The organism is Fischerella thermalis PCC 7521 (assembly GCF_000317225.1).
Taxonomy (GTDB): Bacteria; Cyanobacteriota; Cyanobacteriia; order Cyanobacteriales; family Nostocaceae; genus Fischerella; species Fischerella thermalis.
On record NZ_AJLL01000127.1, the window covers coordinates 1 to 394 of the forward strand.

The following is a 394-nucleotide window of genomic DNA, read 5'->3' on the forward strand; positions in this document are numbered from 1 at the left end:
ATACATGGTAAAGCCCGGTGTGTGCCCACCAATATGGAAAGCTTCGATGCCATGCTCGGTGAAGTCACCGTAAATTTTTGATCGACCGGAAATTTCTGGCAAGCGGATGTTCGGCATCAAGAACGTGCAGATAAACTTTCGCACCCCAGAGATCGCGATACTGGTTGGATGCACCCATAAAATCCTTGTGGGTAAAGTAAATCGCTTTTACTGGCTCCAAGTCGCGATTGAATGCTGATGGACAATCAATCCAGACGGCACCTTCATCTGTTTCAATGCGATAAGCAGCATGTTCAAAACCAAGACGAGGCACAGATAACAACTGCGTGACATATTCATTGACGCGATGCGGTGTGACTCGATAAGTCTGCTCTGCCTCATCCCAAGTGACAAA

Annotated in this window: 1 protein-coding gene; it reads right to left on the reverse strand. The window is 47.2% G+C overall.

The annotated features are described in order from the left end of the window. Positions 1–64 precede the first annotated feature (64 nt). A partial coding sequence (locus tag UYK_RS24580; RefSeq protein ID WP_016872285.1) for a hypothetical protein occupies positions 65–394 on the reverse strand: 330 nt, incomplete at its 5' end.